This is a genomic window from Streptomyces sp. NPDC093598, assembly GCF_044764825.1.
Lineage (GTDB): Bacteria > Actinomycetota > Actinomycetes > Streptomycetales > Streptomycetaceae > Streptomyces.
The window spans coordinates 131,253-146,055 of sequence record NZ_JBIWIV010000010.1; the positions used below are offsets into that span (position 1 = coordinate 131,253).

At 69.8% G+C, this 14,803-nt stretch carries 30 protein-coding genes; 28 read left to right on the forward strand and 2 right to left on the reverse strand.

Features of this window, described 5'->3' with window-relative positions:
- Position 1: 1 nt before the first annotated feature.
- The 11 genes from ACIRDU_RS26505 (at position 2) to ACIRDU_RS26555 (ending at position 4,034) form a co-directional block, all read left to right on the forward strand.
- The gene (locus tag ACIRDU_RS26505) at positions 2–274 is read left to right on the forward strand and encodes a hypothetical protein (RefSeq protein WP_403583496.1); all 273 of its coding nucleotides are present in this window, start codon (positions 2–4) and stop codon (positions 272–274) included.
- Positions 271–555, forward strand: a complete 285-nt coding sequence (locus tag ACIRDU_RS26510; RefSeq protein ID WP_403583499.1) for a hypothetical protein — start codon at positions 271–273, stop codon at positions 553–555. The genes ACIRDU_RS26505 and ACIRDU_RS26510 overlap by 4 nt, the downstream gene beginning before the upstream one ends.
- On the forward strand, positions 552–782 hold the full coding sequence (locus ACIRDU_RS26515) for a hypothetical protein (protein ID WP_403583501.1): 231 nt from the start codon (positions 552–554) through the stop codon (positions 780–782). Before ACIRDU_RS26510 ends, ACIRDU_RS26515 begins: the two co-directional genes overlap by 4 nt.
- Positions 783–831: 49 nt before the next feature.
- A complete protein-coding gene (locus tag ACIRDU_RS26520) occupies positions 832–1,122 on the forward strand; it encodes a hypothetical protein (protein ID WP_403583504.1) in 291 nt (96 codons plus the stop codon).
- Positions 1,123–1,218: 96 nt separating this feature from the next.
- The gene (locus ACIRDU_RS26525) at positions 1,219–1,539 is read left to right on the forward strand and encodes a hypothetical protein (RefSeq protein ID WP_403583506.1); all 321 of its coding nucleotides are present in this window, start codon (positions 1,219–1,221) and stop codon (positions 1,537–1,539) included.
- Positions 1,536–1,715: a hypothetical protein gene (locus tag ACIRDU_RS26530; RefSeq protein ID WP_403583508.1), complete on the forward strand. Its 180-nt coding sequence runs from the start codon at positions 1,536–1,538 to the stop codon at positions 1,713–1,715. Before ACIRDU_RS26525 ends, ACIRDU_RS26530 begins: the two co-directional genes overlap by 4 nt.
- On the forward strand, positions 1,712–2,089 hold the full coding sequence (locus ACIRDU_RS26535; RefSeq protein ID WP_403583509.1) for a helix-turn-helix domain-containing protein: 378 nt from the start codon (positions 1,712–1,714) through the stop codon (positions 2,087–2,089). Before ACIRDU_RS26530 ends, ACIRDU_RS26535 begins: the two co-directional genes overlap by 4 nt.
- Positions 2,090–2,192: 103 nt before the next feature.
- Positions 2,193–2,861 (forward strand): hypothetical protein, encoded by a 669-nt coding sequence (locus ACIRDU_RS26540; RefSeq protein WP_403583511.1) that lies wholly within the window; start codon positions 2,193–2,195, stop codon positions 2,859–2,861.
- A complete protein-coding gene (locus ACIRDU_RS26545) occupies positions 2,858–2,983 on the forward strand; it encodes a hypothetical protein (protein WP_403583514.1) in 126 nt (41 codons plus the stop codon). Before ACIRDU_RS26540 ends, ACIRDU_RS26545 begins: the two co-directional genes overlap by 4 nt.
- Positions 2,984–3,012: 29 nt before the next feature.
- Complete coding sequence (locus ACIRDU_RS26550) at positions 3,013–3,642, forward strand: hypothetical protein (RefSeq protein ID WP_403583516.1); 630 nt, start codon at positions 3,013–3,015, stop codon at positions 3,640–3,642.
- A gap of 80 nt (positions 3,643–3,722) precedes the next feature.
- Entirely contained in the window at positions 3,723–4,034 is a 312-nt protein-coding gene (locus tag ACIRDU_RS26555) for a hypothetical protein (protein ID WP_403583517.1), read from the forward strand.
- 245 nt (positions 4,035–4,279) lie between these two features.
- Here ACIRDU_RS26555 and ACIRDU_RS26560 read toward each other — a convergent pair whose 3' ends face one another.
- The gene (locus ACIRDU_RS26560; RefSeq protein ID WP_403583519.1) at positions 4,280–4,552 is read right to left on the reverse strand and encodes a hypothetical protein; all 273 of its coding nucleotides are present in this window, start codon (positions 4,550–4,552) and stop codon (positions 4,280–4,282) included.
- Positions 4,553–5,376: 824 nt separating this feature from the next.
- Positions 5,377–5,838 (reverse strand): DUF6907 domain-containing protein, encoded by a 462-nt coding sequence (locus ACIRDU_RS26565; protein WP_403583522.1) that lies wholly within the window; start codon positions 5,836–5,838, stop codon positions 5,377–5,379.
- A gap of 314 nt (positions 5,839–6,152) precedes the next feature.
- On the opposite strand from ACIRDU_RS26565, the gene ACIRDU_RS26570 reads away from it, so the two are divergent.
- From ACIRDU_RS26570 to ACIRDU_RS26650, 17 genes are all read left to right on the forward strand, one after another.
- Positions 6,153–6,911, forward strand: coding sequence for a GntR family transcriptional regulator (locus ACIRDU_RS26570; RefSeq protein WP_403583524.1), 759 nt, complete (start codon positions 6,153–6,155; stop codon positions 6,909–6,911).
- A gap of 166 nt (positions 6,912–7,077) precedes the next feature.
- Positions 7,078–7,320: a helix-turn-helix transcriptional regulator gene (locus ACIRDU_RS26575; protein ID WP_403583527.1), complete on the forward strand. Its 243-nt coding sequence runs from the start codon at positions 7,078–7,080 to the stop codon at positions 7,318–7,320.
- Positions 7,320–7,577, forward strand: coding sequence for a hypothetical protein (locus ACIRDU_RS26580; RefSeq protein ID WP_403583529.1), 258 nt, complete (start codon positions 7,320–7,322; stop codon positions 7,575–7,577). Before ACIRDU_RS26575 ends, ACIRDU_RS26580 begins: the two co-directional genes overlap by 1 nt.
- Complete coding sequence (locus ACIRDU_RS26585) at positions 7,574–7,855, forward strand: hypothetical protein (RefSeq protein ID WP_403583531.1); 282 nt, start codon at positions 7,574–7,576, stop codon at positions 7,853–7,855. The genes ACIRDU_RS26580 and ACIRDU_RS26585 overlap by 4 nt, the downstream gene beginning before the upstream one ends.
- Positions 7,852–8,013, forward strand: a complete 162-nt coding sequence (locus ACIRDU_RS26590; RefSeq protein ID WP_403583534.1) for a hypothetical protein — start codon at positions 7,852–7,854, stop codon at positions 8,011–8,013. Before ACIRDU_RS26585 ends, ACIRDU_RS26590 begins: the two co-directional genes overlap by 4 nt.
- Positions 8,010–8,213 carry a hypothetical protein gene (locus ACIRDU_RS26595; RefSeq protein WP_403583536.1) on the forward strand — a complete coding sequence of 68 codons (204 nt, stop codon included), beginning with the start codon at positions 8,010–8,012 and terminating at the stop codon, positions 8,211–8,213. The genes ACIRDU_RS26590 and ACIRDU_RS26595 overlap by 4 nt, the downstream gene beginning before the upstream one ends.
- Positions 8,214–8,382: 169 nt before the next feature.
- Positions 8,383–8,601: a hypothetical protein gene (locus ACIRDU_RS26600; protein ID WP_403583538.1), complete on the forward strand. Its 219-nt coding sequence runs from the start codon at positions 8,383–8,385 to the stop codon at positions 8,599–8,601.
- A 47-nt stretch (positions 8,602–8,648) separates the two neighbouring features.
- A complete protein-coding gene (locus ACIRDU_RS26605) occupies positions 8,649–8,888 on the forward strand; it encodes a hypothetical protein (RefSeq protein WP_403583542.1) in 240 nt (79 codons plus the stop codon).
- A 159-nt stretch (positions 8,889–9,047) separates the two neighbouring features.
- Positions 9,048–9,242 carry a hypothetical protein gene (locus tag ACIRDU_RS26610; protein WP_403583543.1) on the forward strand — a complete coding sequence of 65 codons (195 nt, stop codon included), beginning with the start codon at positions 9,048–9,050 and terminating at the stop codon, positions 9,240–9,242.
- On the forward strand, positions 9,239–9,424 hold the full coding sequence (locus ACIRDU_RS26615) for a hypothetical protein (protein ID WP_403583546.1): 186 nt from the start codon (positions 9,239–9,241) through the stop codon (positions 9,422–9,424). Before ACIRDU_RS26610 ends, ACIRDU_RS26615 begins: the two co-directional genes overlap by 4 nt.
- Positions 9,425–9,508: 84 nt before the next feature.
- The gene (locus tag ACIRDU_RS26620) at positions 9,509–9,676 is read left to right on the forward strand and encodes a hypothetical protein (RefSeq protein ID WP_401034197.1); all 168 of its coding nucleotides are present in this window, start codon (positions 9,509–9,511) and stop codon (positions 9,674–9,676) included.
- Between the two features lie 93 nt (positions 9,677–9,769).
- A complete protein-coding gene (locus ACIRDU_RS26625) occupies positions 9,770–9,970 on the forward strand; it encodes a hypothetical protein (protein ID WP_403583550.1) in 201 nt (66 codons plus the stop codon).
- A complete protein-coding gene (locus ACIRDU_RS26630) occupies positions 9,970–10,158 on the forward strand; it encodes a hypothetical protein (protein WP_403583553.1) in 189 nt (62 codons plus the stop codon). The genes ACIRDU_RS26625 and ACIRDU_RS26630 overlap by 1 nt, the downstream gene beginning before the upstream one ends.
- A gap of 22 nt (positions 10,159–10,180) precedes the next feature.
- The gene (locus ACIRDU_RS26635) at positions 10,181–11,392 is read left to right on the forward strand and encodes a hypothetical protein (RefSeq protein WP_403583554.1); all 1,212 of its coding nucleotides are present in this window, start codon (positions 10,181–10,183) and stop codon (positions 11,390–11,392) included.
- Between the two features lie 6 nt (positions 11,393–11,398).
- A complete protein-coding gene (locus ACIRDU_RS26640; RefSeq protein ID WP_403583557.1) occupies positions 11,399–13,495 on the forward strand; it encodes a hypothetical protein in 2,097 nt (698 codons plus the stop codon).
- A 187-nt stretch (positions 13,496–13,682) separates the two neighbouring features.
- Positions 13,683–14,300 (forward strand): hypothetical protein, encoded by a 618-nt coding sequence (locus ACIRDU_RS26645; protein ID WP_403583560.1) that lies wholly within the window; start codon positions 13,683–13,685, stop codon positions 14,298–14,300.
- 11 nt (positions 14,301–14,311) lie between these two features.
- The gene (locus ACIRDU_RS26650) at positions 14,312–14,794 is read left to right on the forward strand and encodes a hypothetical protein (RefSeq protein ID WP_403583561.1); all 483 of its coding nucleotides are present in this window, start codon (positions 14,312–14,314) and stop codon (positions 14,792–14,794) included.
- The last annotated feature ends 9 nt before the right edge of the window (positions 14,795–14,803 follow it).

Sequence of the window (14,803 nt, forward strand, 5' to 3'; positions counted from 1 at the left end):
CGTGATCACCTGGCCCGAACTCGCGGACACCGAGCCGCGGCTCCTCGACCTCGAGAAGGAGGTTCGAGTCGAGGCGGAGAAGGCAGAGGCCGACCCTTCATGGTCGTTCTCGATCTACTGGTCCCGGACGCTTCGCCCCGCCATCCGCCCCCTCGTCGGCTGGGACCGCGACACCGGCGCCCACCCGCACCTTGAGTCAGAAGAGGCCTGGCACGTCGCGATAAGCCACCTCATCGGCCTGCTCCCGGCAGGCGAAGGGCTGTTGGCATCGTGACCGAACTCAGCGTCGAAGAGATCGCCGAGCTCCGCAAAGACCCTGCGAGCTTCCGCGACTACCTGCGCCACATCACCGGCCGCGAAGTCCGATCCGAACCCGAGCCGGCCCCGCTCGCCGTTGCCCCCGACCCCGGCTACCGGATCACCCACACCGGCGGCTGGCCCCTCGGCACCGCAGCTACCGGCCCGACCCCGCCGCCCGGCCAGTGCACCTGCGCCAAGTGCGGCGGCAACCCCAACAGCCACACCACCCACCGCCAGATCGGAGACGCCGCATGACCCGCCACAAGCCCACCGTTCGCGTCGGCCACCGCCCCGGCGGCTGGGTGCTGCCCGACTACAGCGACCTGGCGGACTGCACCACCAACTTCCACCGCGAGCAGGGCGGCCGCCCGCCGTGCACCGCGACGGCCGTCTGGAAGGTCGTCGAGGACCACGGCCTGCACCTGAGCATCGGCTTCTACTGCGACGCCGACCTGCCCGCCGAACACCGCCCAGCCGCCTGATGCCCGCCGCGCGTTGACGCCCGCCTGACCGCCCACACGAGGAGACACCGTGAGCACCGACCGCCGCCTGCACCTGATCATCAACGAGCCGGAGCCTGGGGAGTGGCTCGGCCGCCTCGACGTCGTCGAAGCCCTGGAAGCCGCGGGCTGGACTGGCGACGCCGACATGCCGCTGAGCATCCTGCGGCATCCATCCGGCGCTACCTTCGCCGTGATCAACGAGTCCGACGACTCCGGCCTCGACTGCCCGAACGGAACCGTCATCGAGTTCCCCGGCAGCACCCCGACCGTCGTGATCGTCGCCGCATGCCTCGCCGCGACCGCCACCCCTGCCCCGTGACCGTAGACGGCCCGGGGCGCTCGAACCGCCCCGGGCCTGGCACCCACCGTATCGCCGGCCGTCTCGCGCGCGGCCGGCCCCACCCCTGGAGGACCAGTGACCGACCAGACCGCCCCTCAGCCCGCCGAGTGGATCGACGGCCACCCGCAGCTGGAGTCCATCGCCGCCGCGGTGTGGGAACGCTGCGAGCGCCACGACAGCGGGCTGGTCATCGACGACCCGCGGAGCATCGCCGTCGCCGCACTCGCCGCCGTTCTGCCCGCGCCCACCGACCGGGCCGCCGTGCTGCGGGAAGCCGCCGACGTGGCCGACGGGCTGGAGGCGCCGAAGGTCGCGACGTTCCTTCGCGGGATGGCCGTGCAAGCCGAGCCGCGCCGCATGGCCGACGAGGCGCAGCAGGACGGGGCCCGGCCGTGACCCGCCCGCGCCTGCAGTGGCAGCCGGACGACGCCTCCGCCGCGATCCTCTCCGCCTACGCCCGCCGCGGCGAACCCGCGGGGAAGGTGCTGCGCCGCGCCCTGCTGCTCCTCGCCCGCGCCGACGGGGTCCTCGACATCCGCGGACGCGTACCCCGGCAGGGGAGGCGGCCGTGAGGCGCCCCGGCGTTGAGGGCCAGCCCCTCAGCCCTGGCCAGCTCGCCGCGCTGCGCCTGGCCGCGTCGGGCTTCACGAGCCGGCAGATCGCCACCCGCCTCGGCACCACCGAGCAGGCCGTGCATCTCCGGTTGAAGGAGGCCCAGGTGCGGTTGGGGGCTCGCTCCCGCACCCACGCCGTGGTGATCGCGCTCAGGCGGGCCGCTATTCGCTTCGACGAACTCGACCTGCCCGAGGCGACCTTCCCGGGGCCACGAGAGGCGCTGGACGGGCCGCAGGGGCGCCGGAAGGGCGCGGGTGGGGCTCGGGAGGGTCGAGGGTCCGCGAGGCGCTCAGGCGGGCACAGGGCCGATCCGGGGGAGGCGGCGGCGTGACGGGCGGCCACAGGAGCGCCCAGGAGACCCGCCCCGGCCCGCAACCCCACTTCGCCCCCGAAAGGCCGTCAGAGGCCGCACCAGACACCGAGAAGAGGCATCCATGACCGACCAGCAGCCCCGCGGCCCCGTCGACTGGGCCCGCCACTACGCCGACCAACGCGAGACGCAGCCCGCGGCCAGCGACCTTCAGCAGCGCATCACCGCCGCCATCCGCGACACCCCCGCCCGCTACACCGACGACATCGCCGCGGCGGTGTGGCGGGTCGTCCGGGCGGCCCTCCGGGAACGGCGAGAAGGCAGGCGAGTGATGGACCCCAACCTCGCCCAGCAGTACGCCGCGCTCGCCGAACGGTGGGCCCACGGACACGACGCCCTCACCGACGGCTGCGCCCTCTGCCAAGGCGAATACGCCGAAGCCGTCCAGCTCTCCCGACAGCACCCCATCCAGCGCGAGCAGCCGACCGAGATCAGAGTCATCGGCCACTGGATCCCCGGCTGTGAGACCGGACGGCACAACCAGCCGCACCCGGGCCAGACCTGCGACGAAGCCGACGAGTGGATCCGCTTCCGTGACCAAGTCCTCGGCGACATGCTCCGCGCCAACTGGAAGCTGTTCACCCGCGCCCACCAGGCCGCCGCCCTCGCTGAGACGGCCTTCGCCGCGGCCCTCGAAGGACTACCGCCCCAGCCGCCCCAGTACACCGACGTCCAGCGCGCCCTCGACATCCTCGCCCCGCACCTCGCCTGGGACCCGAGGTACCGCCCATGACCTGGCCCGTGCTCGCCGCCGCGTTCGGCGCCGCCCTCACCGCCTGGCCGCTCCTCGCCCGCCACGACCGGCAGGCCCGGAAGCGGCGGCGAGCAGCACGCGCCAACCAGCCCCGCCGATAACCCGCACCGCCCGCACCAAGGAGCCCTCCGTGAACGACGCCCCGTCGCCCCGCTGCGTGATCTGCCCGCGCCAGCTGCTCGACCACGAGACCGGCCGGTACATCTGCCTGCCGTGCGAGCACCGCATCGACCAGGACCTGCGGAAGCTCGCCGGGCCCGCCGGTCTGTACGCCCGGCTCTGCTTGCGCATCCAGCCCGGCCGCGGCGGCAGCGACGGGCCCGTCGTCAGCGGCACGCCGGGGCGCCAACTCCCCGGCGGTGAGCCGCTCAACCTCACCGCCAACGGCGGCATCGTCTCCGACCTGGAGACTTGGGTGCGGGACTGGGCCACCTACGGGCTCGCCACCATCGGCACCGGCGGCCGCCTTCAGCACCGCGTCGACCAAGCCATCACCACGCTGCGGCTCAACCTGCCGCACGCAGCCTCGCGCCACCCCGCCCTGGACGACTTCAGCAAAGAGGTCTACAAGATCAGGGCTCAGGCGGAGACGATCATCAGCGGCGAACGGGCACCCCGACGCATCCCCGTCACCTGCCCCTGCGGCACCGTCCGCACGGTCACCCTCGACACCGACGGATTCCAATGCAGCGGCTGCGGGACGGAGTACGGGCATTCGGAGGCGCTCAGGCTGACGGTCGCGGAGAGGCGGGCGGCGTAGGTTCACGCGATCGGGCGCACAGCCTCAGACACGCGGCTGCTGCGCCCGCCGCGACACCGTCTGACCGGTATTCCTACGCCATGCAAAGCGAACCCCTGGTCGTCGAGTTCGACGACCCCATCGACGCAACGGTGCGCCTCCCCGGCCTCGGCGGCGAGATCCAAGGCGCACTCGTCGCCGTGGAAATCCGCCCCAGCGACCAATTCTGGATCCGGGTACGAGTCCCGATGTGGAAACGCTGGCGCACCCAGGTCAAGGTCGGCGCGCTATCCATCGAAGGCATCGGACCAGAGAACACCGAGATCTGGGCACCCGCCGAAGCGGTTGACGTCGACTCCGAGCACTACTCGGAACTAGCAAAGATCGTTCGTGAGGCTGAAGTGGCAGCATGACGGAAGTCCCGAAGTGCTGCCCACGCTGCCGCGGCCCCCTTCAGTGCTTTCCGCGCGACCCTGGCGCCCGATCCCGCACCACCCTCGACCGCAGAATCATCATCTGTGCCGCCTGCGGCGAAGACGAAGCCGTCCGCGACGCACGCGGCCTTGCCCCCATCCCAGCCGCCGACTGGCCCCTTAGCCATCAGGTATGACGAAGGCGCCCGCCGCAACCCGCGGCGGGCGCCTTCACGCATGTCCGCCTACGCGGCTTCTTCGAGTGCCGCCTTCTTCGGGTTTTTGATCACGTACCGCACCCACGACTGCGTCAACCCCAGCCGCGACGCCAACACCTCAACCGGCACCCCTCGCCGGTGCGCCGCCCGCAACACCTCATTCCGGCGCAGCTTCCAGCCCTTCACCGCGGTCTTGCTCGCCACCCCACGCTCCAGAACCGCGGCCAGCGTGAGGAGTAACCGGCCCAGCATGTTGTTTAGCTCTCGTCGCACCCAAGCCCCCAAGTCGTCGACGCGCAACTACACCTACACATAACGGTCAGGGCAGCGCAGTGTGACCACAAGGGCGCGCAAGAGGCGCAACGCGTATGCCCCCGCACCCAGGAGGATGCGGGGGCATACGGATCTATGACTAGGACTTGCGCCTGAACCTCTGCATCCGTTCCCGGGCGCAGGCGCGGCAGGCCGCCCTGTAGCCGTGGATAAGGGTATTGGACTCAGTCATCTCGTGTCCGTTGCGGCAGAACTTACGCAGCGGCTTCGTAGGCGCACTGCGCACGTCCTTCTCTCGGTACTCGCGCTGGCATTCAGGGCAGCGACGTCGTGCTCCTCCCACCTGTGGAGCCTGGCTGCGAGGTGGGAGGAGGTGACCCTTCGCGCACTTCTCCTTCCCGCCATTCGTGAGGTGTGATCGGCGCTGGTTCTCTTCAGCTGTCACTTGCTCCAAGTGGTCAGGATTCACGCAACGTCGGTGCAGGCATTCCCGCCCACCGGCACAACTCAAGTCTCCATTGTGGCAGGTGTGGTCTATCTGAGCCCCCTTTGCGATCTGACCGAAAGTCGCCTCGTAGACCGCTCTGTGAACGAAGACCGATTTACCGTCGACTGCCAGACGTCCGTAGCCGTACTCGGTCAAGTACCCCGTCCAGAGGATGCAGCCGTTGACCTGGCGTGACGTCTTCTCTTCGACTCGCTCCATGAGGGGGCGTTTCGTCGTGCGTCGCTCAAATGTGCCAACCTTGCGCTGCGTCCTGATGAGTCGTTGCAAGCAGGTGTTGCACAGGCCGCGAACAAGTCGCCTCTTAGGGGGTTTGCCGCATTCGGAGCACGAGTGCTGCTCAAGCTCAGTCATGCTGGTTACTTACCCGCCTGCGGTACTCCTCGCGGACCTCCACGAGCTGGCGGTGTGTTGCCCGCATTTGCTTTAGGCGGCCGGCGAGCGTGTTGATGACCGTCTCCAGGCCGTCGGGGTCGAGACCGTCGATGTAGTGGTCGTCGACCAGCTCGATGACGGCGAACGGTAGACGCTCGGCGACCTTGGGCGACCACGGCTCGACCTTGATGAGCGTGTCCAGCACCCGGAGCTCCTCCGGGGCCCCGTTGCTGTTGACCGGCAGCGACAGCGGCTCGGCGTAGACCCAGCACCACACGTCCTCGCGGAACACGCGGTTGCCGATCTCGTGGGTGTGGTCGAGGGTGCAACCCTGCATGCACGTGTACTCGACGGTCTCGCCGGTGCGACGGTCGATGAACGACCAGGTGAGGGGCTGTGCAGAGACGGACGACTCGGAAGTTGCTACGCTCATGGGCAGAGCTCCAATCTCACAGGATTGAGTTGCTGTAGCGGGTGGCGACCCGCTGCTTCTCGGCCGGACGGTGGCGACCGTCCGGCCGTTTGCGTTCGCCGCCTAGTCGGCGAGTGGTGTTCCACGTGGACGTTGTGCGTACAGTGGTGCCATATGCAGGGCAGGAGTGGCCCCTGACCTGCACCAAAGGTGTCAGTGGCTGTGCGTACACGTGGAACTACTGGAATAGACGGTTGCCGACTTCCACGTGGAAGTCAAGCGGCTCGTCGAATCTGGCGTCGCCGAGCGCGCACACGCTCGTCCAGGAGGTGTCCTTGGCAGGCAAGAAGCGCGACAGCAGCATCGGCTACGAGGCGATCGCCGATGAACTGCGCGCCAAGATCGACAGCGGTGAGCTCGCTCCCGGCGACAGAGTTCCCGGCGAGAAGGAGCTCATCACGACCTATGGGGTCAGCCGTGACACGGCATGGAAGGCGCTTCAGGTTCTGCGCGACCAGGGCCTGACCGAGAGTCGGCAGGGTGCGCCGACGAAGGTCCGCCAGTTCGAGCGCATCGTCCGGCCGGCCAACCGCCGCCTCTCCCGCCAAATCTGGGGTGAGGGAAAGTCCATGTGGTCTGTGGATGTGGTCGACAAGCAGCCGACCGCGCTGGATATCGAGGTGGAGCGGGTGGAGCTCGACGCCCGGGTCGCTCGACTGCTGGGTGCGGGAGAGGGTGAGCCGGCATGGCGTCGCAGCAGGCGCTACGCGATCGGCCCGAAGCCGGTGATGCGCGCCGTGTCCCACATCCCGGCCGATCTCGCGGACGGTACGTCAATCGCGGAGGAGGACACCGGTCCGGGTGGCACCTACGCCCGACTCGCAGACGTCGGCCATGCGCCGACTGTCTTCCGGGAGGAGGTCAAGTCGCGCATGCCGACAAAGGCCGAGAAGGAGTGGCTCGACATTCAGCGCGGTACGCCGGTCATCGAGATCGTGCGCTATGCCGCGGACGAGTCTGGTCGCATCGTCGAGGTGAATGAGATGGTTTTGGACTCCTCTAGCTATGTCCTGGAGTACGTCATCCCCTCCTGACCTGCGGAGTCTTGGCCCTCGCCCTTGCGGCGGGGGCCTTTTTGCGTCTCGGGGGCGTGTTGGGCGTTGACTTCCACGTGGAAGTAGGAGCACTCTTGGAGCACGCGGAACTTCCACGTGGAAGTTGAAGCGGATGACCCAACCTGCCTACCCACCGGGAGCTCCCTTGAGCCACGACGCCCCGGCCGCGGACACCGTGGCCGCAGCCCCCAAGTTCCTGAACGCGATCGAGGTTGCTCAGCGCCTTCGCGTCTCCCGCTCTACCGTCTACAACCTGATCGCCTCCGGCCGACTGGCCGCTCACCGCAACGGAGGCGGCAAGGTCCGCCCCCGTGGCGTTCGCGTGGCCGAGTCCGCCGTCGAGGCCTACCTCGCCGACTCGCTCATCGCCCCCTCGGAGGTGGCCTGATGACCAACTCGACCCCGCCCCCCACCCCGACCACGTCTCACTGTGCGTCTCTGGCTGCCGCTCTGGTGTCGGCGACGGACCGCGAGTCCCGGGTGAAGTTGTTCGCCGAGCTGGCGGACGAGACGCTGACGCTGGCGGTTCAGGCGCCAACGGCAGAGCTGGAGCAGTTCTGGGGTGGCCTGCACGAGGGCTTCCACGCCGATCTCCTCGCCCTGCGGGAGCCGGCTGCGATGCCGAAGCGGCGGTGGTTCCGGTGACGACGATCCTCACCGCCCCGCTGCCCTCGGCCGCCGCCGTGGCGCTGGCTCGTCTGGAGCGTGCGTTCGCTCCGGTGCACGACATGCACTCGTACTCGCGGATGACGCCGGAGGTGCGGCGCGCAGTGATCCGCTTCGAGAACGCGTCGTCTCGCTGCCAGGCCGCGTCTGCCGCCTCGGATTTCGATGGCTGTCTGGCCGCGCAGGACGAGATGGCGATGTGCCGCTGCCAGCTGGAGAAGGCCGGCCGCCTGGACCTGATCGGGGTGGCGGCGTGAGCGAGATCCTCGACCACTTCCCGGCCTCGCATCCGCGCGGCTCGTGGCCGGCGGAGGAGAAGGCGGCTGAGCTGACCGCTTCCGGCACTCCGGCCACGGTCCGCATGGATTTGGAGTCCGACCGGTTCATCGTCGTCCCGGCCGGTGAGACCCGGTGAGCGCCGAGCTGGCTCGTCTCGATGCGGCGCAGAAGAAGGCGGATGCGATCGCCTCGCAGGTCGCCGACCACGACGGCAGCGATGCGCCGCGGCTGCTGGTCGCGGTGATCGACCCGGTGACGAACACGCGTCTCGTTACGGCCTTCGCGGGCTACGAGATCGACCGCCCGTCGCTGCGACTCGTCAAGGACGCGTCGTGACGGACGCCGAGCGCGCGGAGCTGTCCCGCAAAGTCGCTGAGGCCAACAAGCGCAGCGAGTCCCGGCCCAAGTAGGGCCCCTGATCCGCCGCGGGTGGCGGTGTCCGCCCCCGTCCCGCCTCCCGCGGCTTCCCACTTCATCCCGGCATGACCAACCGAGGAGATCAGCCATGCCTCAGCACTGCTACGCCGTGAACGCCCTCGTCGAGTTTCCGGTCAGCGGCACCACCGCCCGGGCCACGCGCTACGGCCGCATCGACTCGAACCTGCCCGCCACCGAGGAGGGTCTGCGCCGTGCGATCGCTGGCCAGGTCGCCGAGCAGCGTGGCTGCCGCCCCGAGCAGGTGACGTTCGTCGAGTTCACGTTCACCGAACTGCCCACCGCCTGACCCCCATCCCCTTTTCCGCTCCACCTGACCAGTGAGGAACCACCGTCATGTCTCCGTTCCTGTTCTCCGCTGACCACGCTCACTCCGACCTGGGCCGCCGGTTCCGTACCGCGATCACCGTGGCTGAGGCGCTGACCATGTCGATCTCGGAGGTGTTCGCCGAGTACGCCGAGGCGCGCCGCTCCGGTGACCCGGCTCGTATGGCCGCCGTCCGCGAGTACGCGGCCGGCCTCGACGACTCCCTCGTCGCCGAGCTGGACGGCTTCGACTACCCGGCCGCCGCCTGATGCGCGAGTCCACGTGGGAGGTCCTCAGCTTCGTGGTTCCGGGGCTGATCGGTCTGGCCATCATCTTGGTCGCGATCTTCGCCCGCTGACCCCCTGATCCGCCGGGCGGGGTTCATCCCCCTGCCCCGCCCGGTTTCCCAACCCTGAGAGGAGCCCACCGTGGCCCTGTTCCGCCGCACTCCCGAGCCGAAGGGCTACCGCCCCACCGAGGCCGAGGTGAAGTCCGCTGCCGCCCAGTTGAACGCGGGCAGCCACCACGCCGCCTACGACCTTGCCGCTCACTCCGGTGACTACCGGCAGGAGACGGCGATGCGGATTCTCGGTCACTGCGTCGAGGACGGGGACGGGTCGTGAGCGCCTCGGTCCCGATGACGCACTTCCACTGCCCCGACTGCCATCCGCAGCTCAAGCGCGGCGTTACGCCGGCCATCTGCGGCGAGATCATCCCGCCCGCCATCGTCGGCACCGGCCCGGAGCGGAAGTGCCAGCCCTGCAAGGGCCTGCTGCGCCAGCACAAGGCCAGCCACCGCCGCTGACCGGCTGCCCGATCCGCCCGGACACGTGCCGGGCGGTGAGGGGAACCGCTCAGCGTTCCGCCACCAACCCGAGGAGCACCACTGATGTTCAGCCGCAAGAGCAACGAAGAGGCCGCTTACCGCAGCGGCAAGGACCGCGCTGACCGCGCCGTCCGCGAGGGCAAGGTCGCGGAGCACGAGCAACTGCTGACCGAGCTCAACGCCCACCCGCAGACGCTCCGCGGCTTCCGGGACCGCATCTCCGGCCGCTGACCGGCTGTCCGCGGCGCCCGGCCCCGCTCGGGCGCCAAGGAGAACTGGCGCAGCACCACCCCCACCCCGTCCGTTCCGACCAAAGAGGTCGTCATGTTCCGTCGTGTCCTGCTGTGGTCGCTCCTCGCGACGTATCTGATCGTCATCGGCCTGTGGGCGTCGGCCGCGGCCCCGATCGTGCTGGCGCTCGCCGGCACGGCCACCGTTCTCGCCGCCGTGCCCGGCTCCGTGTGGGCGCTGGCCGTCGGCATCGCCTGGCTGGCGCGCCGGCCCGCCCCAGTGAGGGCCGCCTGATGGCCTGGCGTAACGAGACCGAGGGCGGCTCGGCTCGCACCGACGACAACCGAGGCCCCAAGCCCGGCCATGCCTGGCAGTCGACCGGGCCCGGCGGGTCGAACTTCAACGGCCTTACCCCCCAGCCGTCCGCCCGCGAGGGCGAAGACGTCCGCCTGTACCGACGCGCCCGCGTCACCGCGAGCTGAACCCAGAGAGGACTAGATCACCGTGAGCAGCTGGCGAGAAGAGCGTCGGCGTGACAACGCCGCCGAGGCCGAGGAGCGCCGCAACAACAAGGCGTTCGACGCGAAGCTGCGTCGCGATGAACGCCGCGAGCTGAAGAAGGAACGCCGCGACGACAAGGCGCAGGCCCGCCGCGACCGTGCAGCCCGCCGTCAGGCTCGCGCCGCCCGCCGGGAGAAGACCCTCACCCCCGGCAACGTGTACCGCAAGGGCACCCTGTTCCTGGTCGCCCTGTCCGCGCTGGCTTCCCTGCCCGCGCAGGTGCTGCACTTCGTCGCAATCCACTGGATGCTGTTCCCCATCGGCCCCGCCGTCGAGGGCGCGGCGTGGGTGATGGCGGCCGGTGTCGCCTACGCCGACGAGCGGAAGCTCCCCGTCTGGGTGCGGTGGCTGCTGCGTGGTCTGTCCCTGGCCGCCGCCGCGTTCGCCGCGAACATCAACTACAAGTACGGGCTCAGTCTCACCGAGCACGGCGTCAGCCCCGGCAACGCTCAGGTGGCCGGCCTCGGTCTGGCCGCGGTCACCCTCGGTGGTCCGCTGTTCTTCGAAGTGCGCCAGTGGGTACTGACGCTGACCGCGTCGACGGCAGACCCGAAGAAGCAGGCTGAGGCGAAGGCCCGCGCCAAGCACGAGAAGCAGCGCGGGAGGAAGTTCAAGGACGTCGCGACCCGGCAGGAGCAGCTGTTGCTCGCGGCCCCCTTCGGAACGCTCAAGCCGGAAGACGCGTGGGCCCGCGCGTGGTGGGACGTGAAGGGCGCGCCCGTCAGTGTTACCGCTGACGTGATCGCCGACCGGCTCGACGCCGAGGCCGACGTGTCCGCCGTCCTCGCCTACGCGGAGAAGACCCCGGAGCGGCTCGCCGTGGAGCTCTTCCTCGCCGACGTGTTCGGTCCCGAGGGTGGCGACGGCGGCTCAACCGGAGCGCTCAGCGGTAAGCCCAGTGGCGGGCCGCGTGACGGTGCCTCCAAGGGGCGTACAGCCCTTGGGGGTAAAGGGAAGCGGCCCGATCGGAGTACGGCCGAGACGGAGCCGCAGAAGCCCCTTGCCGAGGCGGATCTGGAAGCCGTCAGGAAGCTCGCCGGTGCGCTCGGCGGAACCGAGCGCCTGTCCGCCCGCAACGTCCGCGAAGCCATCGGCTGCCGCAACGAATACGCCCTCCGACTGCGCGACGCAGTCCGCGCCGAGAAGAAGGACTGACCCGCCATGGCCACCCCGCTGAGCGACGAGCGCGCGCCGCTGACGCTCGTCAAGGACACCCCCGAAACCGCCCGCGTCTACGAGTTCGAGAAGCGCCCCCGGCCGGCGTGGATGATGTCCGGCGAGCAGCTCAAGCAGTGGGCCGTGTACGCGAAGGACAACACGGTCGACGCGGTCCGCTTCCACGTCACGCACTCGCCCTACTACCTGGGTTGGTCGGTGCGCGGCTACCGGCGCCTGTGCCTCAGGTGGTGGGCAGCCCGGCACGACGACTACCGGCAGCAGATCGCCACGGCGAAGCTGATGCTGCGCCAGGCGAAGGAACTCCCGCGCGGCGAGGTGCGCGCGGCTTCCGAGTCGAAGGCCCGCGCCCTGCTGGAGGTACGCCGGGCCGAGTTCAAGGCGCACAAGAAGCGGCACTGGATCCGCACCGGCATCAGCGGTCTGATCCTGGGCGGCACCGGCACTGCCGGTGTGCTGGCCGGCGGGCTCTGGGTGCAGATCCTCATGGCGCTCGCCGTCATCCTCACCGGAGCCTGGTTCGGCCGGCCCGAAGAGCCCGTCGTCGCCCCGGTACAGGCCCCGACCCGCACCAGCCACCTGGGCGAGGACACCATGCGGCGCGTCCTCGTCGAAGCTGGTGTCGTGCCCGAGCGGCGCGCGACCGAGATCCGCGGCGTCGGCATCCCCCACACCGACGGGCCCGGCATCGCCTACACCGTCGACCTGCCCTCCGGCATCCCTGCCTCCACCGCCCTCGGCAAGCGCGAACAGATCGCATCCGCGCTCGGTGTTCACCAGGACTGGATGGACCTCGAACTCGACCGCAGCGCAGGCTCCAACGCCTCCCGCCTGTCGATCTGGGTGTCCAGCGAGGACCCGTTCTCCGTCGTCCGCCGGTCCCCGCTCGTCGGCCACAAGGGAGCCCTCGACCTGTGGAACGACGGCGCGCCGATCGTGTTCGGCAAGCGCGGCAACACCGTCTCCATCCGCGTGCGGGACACGATGATGCTGGTCGGAGGGGCAACCCGCCGAGGCAAGGGCATGCTCATCGCCAACCTCAACCTGGCCGCGGCCAAGGACGTCCGCGTCAACCTGCGGCTATTCGATGGCAAGGCGTCCGGCGAGCACAACGCCTTCGGCCGGATCCTCGCCACGTTCGTCAAGAAGGACCCGGAGCGGCTCGCCCTGTTCCTGCGGGCCGTGCTCGAAGACCTTGACCGGCGCTCCGACTTCCTCGACGAGCGCGGCAAGGCCAAGCTGACGGAGGACCTCATCGAGGAGATCGGCGGTATCGAGCTGATCGAAATCGACGAGCTCGCCACCTACACCGCGAGGGGCACCAGCAGGTTCGTCGACGAGATCGTGGAGAACCTGTGCCAGATCGCCGCCGTCGGCGCTGGCCTCGGCGTGCTCCTTGTGTGCGCCACCCAGGTCCCCGAGGTCGATGTCGTGCGCGGCCGGCTCCGGCAGAACCTGATCGCTCGCGTCGCGATGAACACGGAGTCGCCCGGCGCCTCCAACACGATCATGGGTGACGGTATGGCCGGGCAGGGCTACGACGCTTCGCAGATCCCGCTCAACCAGCCTGGCCGCAACTGGATGGCCACCCCCGACACCGGCACGATCGGCACTCGTTCGTTCCTCGTCGAGGACGACGACAAGCCGCCGATCCTCGCCGACGCCTACGAGCTGCGAAAGGCCGCGGGCAGGCTGCCCGGCCAGTGGCGAGACCCGATCGAGGAGAAGCTCACCGCCTGGACTGGCGTCTCGTCGGCGGCTGGCGGCGAGCGCGGCAACGGTCGGATCACGCGCGTCACCCTGCTGGAGCAGCTGGAGATCGTGGCCCGCGGGACTGGCCGTGACTGCGCGACGAACGCCGAAGTGTTCCGGGCGCTCGCCGCATCGCAGGCCGCCAAGTACGGGCAGCGTGACGGGGAGACGGATCGGGCTTGGTCGTCCCGGGTCGGCAAGCTCCTGAAGGACGAGCTTGAGACGCTCGGCGCCGCTCTGGAGGCGAAGAAGGTCACCGGACCGGACGGAGAGCGAACCCTCGGCTACACCCTCACGGACATCCTCGACGCCCGAAATGCCCGGCCCTGACGTCGGACAGAGGTCGGACACCGGCCGCAAAGCAGCAGGTCGGAGGTTGGGCACGGGTCGGACAGGCGCGGACAGCTGACCCGTCGACTGGCCGCCGCTGTCCAACCTCTGTCCAACCCCCCACCTGCACGTCTCCTCTCCCCGTCCAACCTCTGTCCGACCTATATGCGAGGAAGGTCCGTATCCGATGCTCACCCTGAAGATCCAGCAGATGACCGTCGACGGGCACCCCTACACCTGCCCTGAGTGCCTCTCTGAGGCGTTCACGCTCGACGGCGCCGGATGGATCGACGCGATGCCCGTCCAGGGCAACTGCTGGCAGTCGCACAGCTGGGAAGAGCCGGTGATCACCCTCGGCGATCTCAAGCGGATCAACGAGGCGTCCACCGGCCGCGAACGCGCCGAGGACGACGACACGTTCGAGATCGTCATCGGCGGCGCGGTTCTCGCCGGCGTGCTTCACCCCGACGTCACCCTCGACGACCTCAAGCAGGCGTGGAAGCGCGTCTACTGGGGCCGCCTCCTCAAGCCAGCCATCCGCAAGCAGAAGACCCGGGCCAAGCGCGCCATTACCCGGCCGATCGAGAAGGCAGCGCGCAACAGCGTGGCCGCCGCCAAGGCCGGAGCGCTCGAAGCCGCATGGACCGCACAAGCCGGCGGCTACGAGACCGACCCCGACTACACGCCCGAGCCGATCAACGCGTGCCCGGTCTGCATCGACGGCCGCGTCGAAATCGAAAGCCGCCTTCACGAGACCACGACCGTCCGCTGCTCCGTGTGCCTCGGCACCGGCGAAATCGACTAGGAGACCACGCCATGTCCGCCCTGCCCGAGCGGTACCGCCCCTACGCCAACCAGGCCGCCGGGCAGCCGCACCAGCCCACCGCCATCTACCAGCCGCAGCCCATCGACCGCTACGAGGAGCGTCCGCCGATCGCCTGGGTCGCCGACCCCTATAACCCGGCCCGCTCCGTCGCCGTCGACGCCCGCCTCATCCAGCGCTCTGAGCCCGCCCCGCCGCGCGACCTCACGCCGCAGCCGCTCCTCGACCCGGTCGCGCAGCGCTGGCTCGGCGCAGGAGTCGGAGTCGGAGCTGCCGGCGCGGGCGTCGGCTGGGGCCTCGGCCAACTCGCCGCTGGCATCGCCCTCATGGGCACCGCCGGAGTCGCCATCCTCGCCGGGCTCCTCCTCGCCGCCGCCAGCATGCGAGGCCGCAGCATCACCAACATCCACAACGAGGCCCACACCCACGTCACACAGAAGTGGCTCGGCCGGGCCAACGTCACCAACCAGCAGTAGTAGGAGAAT

Coding starts and splice junctions, on each gene's coding strand:
- ACIRDU_RS26515 (WP_403583501.1), top strand. CDS start 552: ATGACCCGCCACAAGCCCACCGTTCGCGTCGGCCACCGCCCCGGCGGC.
- ACIRDU_RS26540 (WP_403583511.1), top strand. CDS start 2,193: ATGACCGACCAGCAGCCCCGCGGCCCCGTCGACTGGGCCCGCCACTAC.
- ACIRDU_RS26545 (WP_403583514.1), top strand. CDS start 2,858: ATGACCTGGCCCGTGCTCGCCGCCGCGTTCGGCGCCGCCCTCACCGCC.
- ACIRDU_RS26555 (WP_403583517.1), top strand. CDS start 3,723: ATGCAAAGCGAACCCCTGGTCGTCGAGTTCGACGACCCCATCGACGCA.
- ACIRDU_RS26565 (WP_403583522.1), bottom strand. CDS start 5,838: ATGAGCGTAGCAACTTCCGAGTCGTCCGTCTCTGCACAGCCCCTCACC.
- ACIRDU_RS26580 (WP_403583529.1), top strand. CDS start 7,320: ATGACCAACTCGACCCCGCCCCCCACCCCGACCACGTCTCACTGTGCG.
- ACIRDU_RS26600 (WP_403583538.1), top strand. CDS start 8,383: ATGCCTCAGCACTGCTACGCCGTGAACGCCCTCGTCGAGTTTCCGGTC.
- ACIRDU_RS26605 (WP_403583542.1), top strand. CDS start 8,649: ATGTCTCCGTTCCTGTTCTCCGCTGACCACGCTCACTCCGACCTGGGC.
- ACIRDU_RS26620 (WP_401034197.1), top strand. CDS start 9,509: ATGTTCAGCCGCAAGAGCAACGAAGAGGCCGCTTACCGCAGCGGCAAG.
- ACIRDU_RS26625 (WP_403583550.1), top strand. CDS start 9,770: ATGTTCCGTCGTGTCCTGCTGTGGTCGCTCCTCGCGACGTATCTGATC.
- ACIRDU_RS26630 (WP_403583553.1), top strand. CDS start 9,970: ATGGCCTGGCGTAACGAGACCGAGGGCGGCTCGGCTCGCACCGACGAC.
- ACIRDU_RS26640 (WP_403583557.1), top strand. CDS start 11,399: ATGGCCACCCCGCTGAGCGACGAGCGCGCGCCGCTGACGCTCGTCAAG.
- ACIRDU_RS26645 (WP_403583560.1), top strand. CDS start 13,683: ATGCTCACCCTGAAGATCCAGCAGATGACCGTCGACGGGCACCCCTAC.
- ACIRDU_RS26650 (WP_403583561.1), top strand. CDS start 14,312: ATGTCCGCCCTGCCCGAGCGGTACCGCCCCTACGCCAACCAGGCCGCC.